General features: G+C 64.8%; 4 protein-coding genes. All 4 read right to left on the bottom strand.

The window, feature by feature from the left end:
- On the bottom strand, positions 1 to 679 hold a 679-nt coding region (flgL, locus tag VK519_RS02560), incomplete at its 3' end, for a flagellar hook-associated protein FlgL (protein WP_324347369.1).
- Between the two features lie 5 nt (positions 680 to 684).
- The gene (flgK, locus tag VK519_RS02555; protein ID WP_324347367.1) at positions 685 to 2,559 is read right to left on the bottom strand and encodes a flagellar hook-associated protein FlgK; all 1,875 of its coding nucleotides are present in this window, start codon (positions 2,557 to 2,559) and stop codon (positions 685 to 687) included.
- A 23-nt stretch (positions 2,560 to 2,582) separates the two neighbouring features.
- Positions 2,583 to 3,524 (bottom strand): flagellar assembly peptidoglycan hydrolase FlgJ, encoded by a 942-nt coding sequence (gene flgJ, locus VK519_RS02550; protein WP_324347365.1) that lies wholly within the window; start codon positions 3,522 to 3,524, stop codon positions 2,583 to 2,585.
- A gap of 4 nt (positions 3,525 to 3,528) precedes the next feature.
- Positions 3,529 to 4,483, bottom strand: a 955-nt coding sequence (locus VK519_RS02545; protein WP_324347363.1) for a flagellar basal body P-ring protein FlgI, incomplete at its 5' end; no start/stop codon positions are given.

Genomic DNA, 4,483 nt, shown 5'->3' with positions numbered 1-4,483 from the left:
TGCTGGCCATGCCATTGGCGTAAGCCGTGGCGTCTGTCACGGAACTTCCGCCAACAACCAGCGAACCGGAGTTGCCGGAAGCCGCCGCGGCGCTGAACGTGCCATTGCCGTTGGCGTTGTTCATGAAGATGCTGCTGCCGGTATCGCCGGTGGCAATCTGCAGGCCCGAACCGATCGAGGCATACAGCTGACTTTCGGTGCCGGTATAGCTCACCGAGCCGTCGGCATTCTGGATGAACGGCGTGGACGTGCCGCTGGTGCCGCCGAACAGGGAGTCGCCGTTGCTGTCGGCTGTGTTGCCCAGCTGTAGCAACTGGTCACGGATCTGCGAGAGGTTGGTGGCGATGCTCTTGCGATCGGCATCGGCCAGGCTGCCGTTGATCGACTGCAGCGCCAGGGTTCGGGCTGAGTCAAGCAGGTTGGTAACCGAGTCTAGCGTGGTGGTTTCGGTGGACATGCGCGTATTGGCGCTGTCGATGCTGTCGGAAAACTGCTGCTGCCCCGCCATCATATGGCTGAGCGAGATCGCCTTGCCCGCGCCGGTAGGATCGTCTGATGCCACATTGATGCGCTTGCCACTGGTGACCTCGTTCTGCGAGGCGTTCACCGCGGCCTGCTGGGCCATCATCGTGGACAGCGACTGTTCGTACGACCACTGGGTTGAAATACGTATGGACATGGCCGTTACCCGATCGCGTTCATGAGGCTGGTGAAAATCGTCTGTGCCGCGGCGATGACCTGCGCGGACGCCTGGTAAGACTGCTGGTACTTCACGAGGTTGGCGCCTTCCTCGTCGATGTTCACGCCCGACACGCTCTGCTGCGCGGACACGGCCTGGTCATGCAGGGCGGTCTGCGTGGTGAGGTTGGTCGCGGCCTGGGCGCCGGCACTGCCGATCTGCGTGGTGAGATTGGCGTAGGCATCGACCACGCTCACCTTGCCACCTGACAGCACGCCGCTATCGGACAGGGCAGCCAGCTTCAGTGCATTGCCGTTGTCATTCAGGCCATTGGAATTCTTCGCCACGCCGAAACTGTCACCCGTCGCCGGCGTGCCTGTCAGGGTGACGCTCCAGCCATTGGCGGTAATCGGCTGGCCTGAAGTGTAAGCGCCACCACCGATGGTAGCGCCACCAGCATCGGTGATCGTGTAAGCCGTGGGCGAGGTAAAGCTGATCGTGGCGCCGGCGAGCACGCCGGCGTTGGCCGGATCGGTGACGTTGACCGAGCCCACCTTGGCTGCACCGGTGTTGGCTGTCGCGGCGGTAGTGGTGAGCGCTGCGGCCGCGGCAATGTTCGATGGGTCGGTCATCGCCACGCTGAGGGAACCCGCGGCATTGCGCGTGGGCTGGATCTTGAAACTGTCGCCCGCGGTCGCCGTACCGGACACGCTGAAGGTCATGCCGTCGGCGGAGTACGTGCCGTCGGGGTTGGAGGTTAGCGCTACGCTCTGGCCGCTGGTGGTCTTCAGGCCCCAGCTGGCACCGTTGTAGGTCATGATGTAGTCGGAGCTGGTGGTGGCCGACACGTCGCTGATGGTGGCGCCGATGACGGCACTGCCGGTGTTCTTCGACGATGAGGACACCGCCGGCGATCCGACGCTGAAGATCGGCGCGCCCAGGTTGCCGTTGAGATCCAGGCCCTTGCCCTGCTGCGCATTGATGCTAGAGGACAACGCCAGTGCTGCCTGGCCCAACGCGTTCTGCGCCGGGTCGAGAACCGTGGTGCGATAGTCGAGCATGGCGCCCAGGGCGCCGCCGCTCAACTTGGTGGTGATGTCGTTGCCGACGCTGTCGGTAATGTTGGTGCGGGTGGCGTCGTAAGGGTCTGGCGTGGCCTTGAGATTGAACGAGGACGGCCCGGTGACGACGGTCTGCCCCGCCGTCGTGTAGACGCTCAAGGTGCCGTCGGACTCAGACACCGTGTTGATACCCACCAGGCCCGAGAGCTGGTTCACCAGTGCGTCGCGCTGGTCGAGCAGGTCGTTGGGCATGGCGCCGTTGCCAAGCTGCTTGATCTGCTTGTTCAGCGTGGCGATCGCGGACGTGGCGTTGTTGATGCTGTCGACGGTGCTGCTGATCTGCTTGTTCACCGACGACTGCTGGGCCTGCATCTGCTGGCCCAGCGTGTTGAACATGGTGGCGGTGCTGGCCGCGTCACCGAGCAGCGACTGCCGCGCGGAACTGGTGGACGGTGCATTGGCCACGGTGCTGAAGGCGGCATAGAGCGAATCGAGCGAGCCCTGCATGTCGCCGCTTCCACTGAGCACGCTGTTGAGCGTAGTGGTGAGGTCGTTGAACGTGCTGGCGCGGGACAGGCTGCCGTTGGACGACCACATGGCCGTGGTCAGGTACTGGCTGTACGAGCGCTGCACCGAGGCCACGTCCACGCCGTTGCCGATGGTGAAGTTGCCTGCTTGCTGCGAGATGCGCTCGACCTGGGTCACCGTTTGCCGGCTGTAGCCGTCGGTGCCCGCGTTGGCAATGTTGTTGCCGACGGTGGTCAGTGCGATCTGCGCGGCGTTCAGCCCCGAGATGCCGGTAGTGAGCATATTGGCCATGGTTATTCCTTAAGACTCGCCGTTCACGGGATGGCCGCCGAAACGGACTGCTTGAGTGCTTCCAGTGCCTGGCGCATGCCATCGCTGTTGGCGATGGCTGCGACCTTGCTGGCATACGAGGGATCGGTGGCATAGCCGCCGGCGACCAGCGCCTTGGCATAACCGTAGGCGTCGTCGCCCTTGCCCACCGCCTGGGCGTAACGCGGGCTGTTGGCGATGAGGTCGGCATAGTCGGAGAACGAACCGGACGGTGATTCATAGGCACGGAACGCCGCGCGCGTGCGCACGGCCACGCCGCCTTGATATTCCACGGTAGGCACGTTCACCTTGCCGCCATCCCAGCTGGAGCCTGCCTTGATGCCGAACAGGTTGAAGCTGGAGTCGCCGTTGGTGGCCTTGGGCATGTGCTTGCCGTACTGGGTTTCAAGCGCCGCCTGGGCCAGTACCACGCGAACGGAAACGCCAAGTTTCTTGGCGGCCTCGATGGCGTGCGGAGCCAGGTCCTTGACGAACTGCTGGATATCCTGCGGCACCCACTTCTTCACCGCCGTGCCAACGGCACCGACGGAACCGGCCAGCGCCGCAACCTTGTCCTGCCAGTCGCTGCCGGTGGAAGACGCATTGGCGCCCTGGGCGGTGATCTGCTGCTCGGCGGACGTGCCGCCCAGCTGCTTGACCAGCATGTCGGCGATCCCCAAGCCCTTGCCCTTGGACAAACTCACCGACAACTGGTGGTCGTAGAGATCCGTCCACTGGTCCTGGCCCTGGCTGTCCATCAGGCCATCGGACGGCGTGGCCGCGCGCATGGATTTGAGCATCATCTGGGTAAAGATGGCTTCGAACTGCTTGGCAACCACCGGTAGCGCGGATTTCGCGTCCGCCTGTGCACTGGCGCGCAACGCGTTGAACCCGGACAGGTCTGTCCAGGTCCCGACGTTGTTCGCGGTGACGTTGCCGGCGGCCATGGCGCTAGATCACCACCAGTTCGGCATGCAGGGCTCCGGACTGCTTGAGCGCCTGCAGGATCGAAATCAGATCGCTGGGACCTGCGCCCACCTGGTTCACCGCGCGCACGATCTGGTCCAGGCTCACGCCCGGGCCGAACTTGAACATGTGCGCGCCGTCTTCGGAAATGCTGACACTGGAGTTCTGCACCACCTGGGTGGTGCCATTGGAGAAGGGACCCGGCTGGCTCACCTGCGGGTTCTCGCTGATCGTTACCTGGATCGAACCATGCGCCACGGCGGCGGCGCTCACGCGCACGTCCGAACCGATCACCACGGTGCCCGTGCGCGAATTCACCACCACGCGCGCCGGTGCATCGCCCGGGGTGACTTCCAGGCCCTGGATGGCACCGAGCCAAGCCACGCGCTGGGAAGGGTCCGCCGGGCCGCGCACGGCGATCGAACCGCCGTCCATCGGCTGCGCGGTGCCGGCGCCGTAGGTGCCGTTGATGGCCTGGGCCACGCGCGCCGCCGTGGTGAAATCGAAGGTATTGAGGTTCAGCACCACCGGGCCATCCTGGCCGAAGGTCGAGGGCACCGCGCGCTCGACGCTGGCGCCGTTCGGGATGCGGCCCGACGAGGAAATATTGATCTGCACCGACGACCCGCTCTTGCCGCTGGCGCTGGCGCCACCGACCACCACGCTGCCCTGGGCCATGCCGTAGACATTGCCGTCGGCACCGCGCATCGGGGTCATCAGCAGCTGGCCGCCGCGGATGCTCTTGGCGTTGCCGATCGAAGCCACGGTGACGTCGATCATCTGGCCAGGCTTGGAGAACGGCGGCAGGTCGGCGGTCACCATCACCGCAGCGGCGTTCTTCAGCTGCGGACGGGCATTGGCCGGCACCGAGATGCCGAACTGCTGAAGCATGTTCTCAAGGCTCTGCGTGGTGAACGGTGCCTGCGTGGTCTGGTCACCC

It is taken from the genome of Pinirhizobacter sp., from assembly GCF_035317885.1.
Taxonomy (GTDB): domain Bacteria; phylum Pseudomonadota; class Gammaproteobacteria; order Xanthomonadales; family Rhodanobacteraceae; genus Pinirhizobacter.
The sequence above is the reverse complement of the archived record's forward strand: the minus strand, read 5'-3'. Positions and strand labels throughout refer to the sequence as shown.

Coding starts and splice junctions, on each gene's coding strand:
- flgK (WP_324347367.1), bottom strand. CDS start 2,559: ATGGCCAATATGCTCACTACCGGCATCTCGGGGCTGAACGCCGCGCAG.
- flgJ (WP_324347365.1), bottom strand. CDS start 3,524: ATGGCCGCCGGCAACGTCACCGCGAACAACGTCGGGACCTGGACAGAC.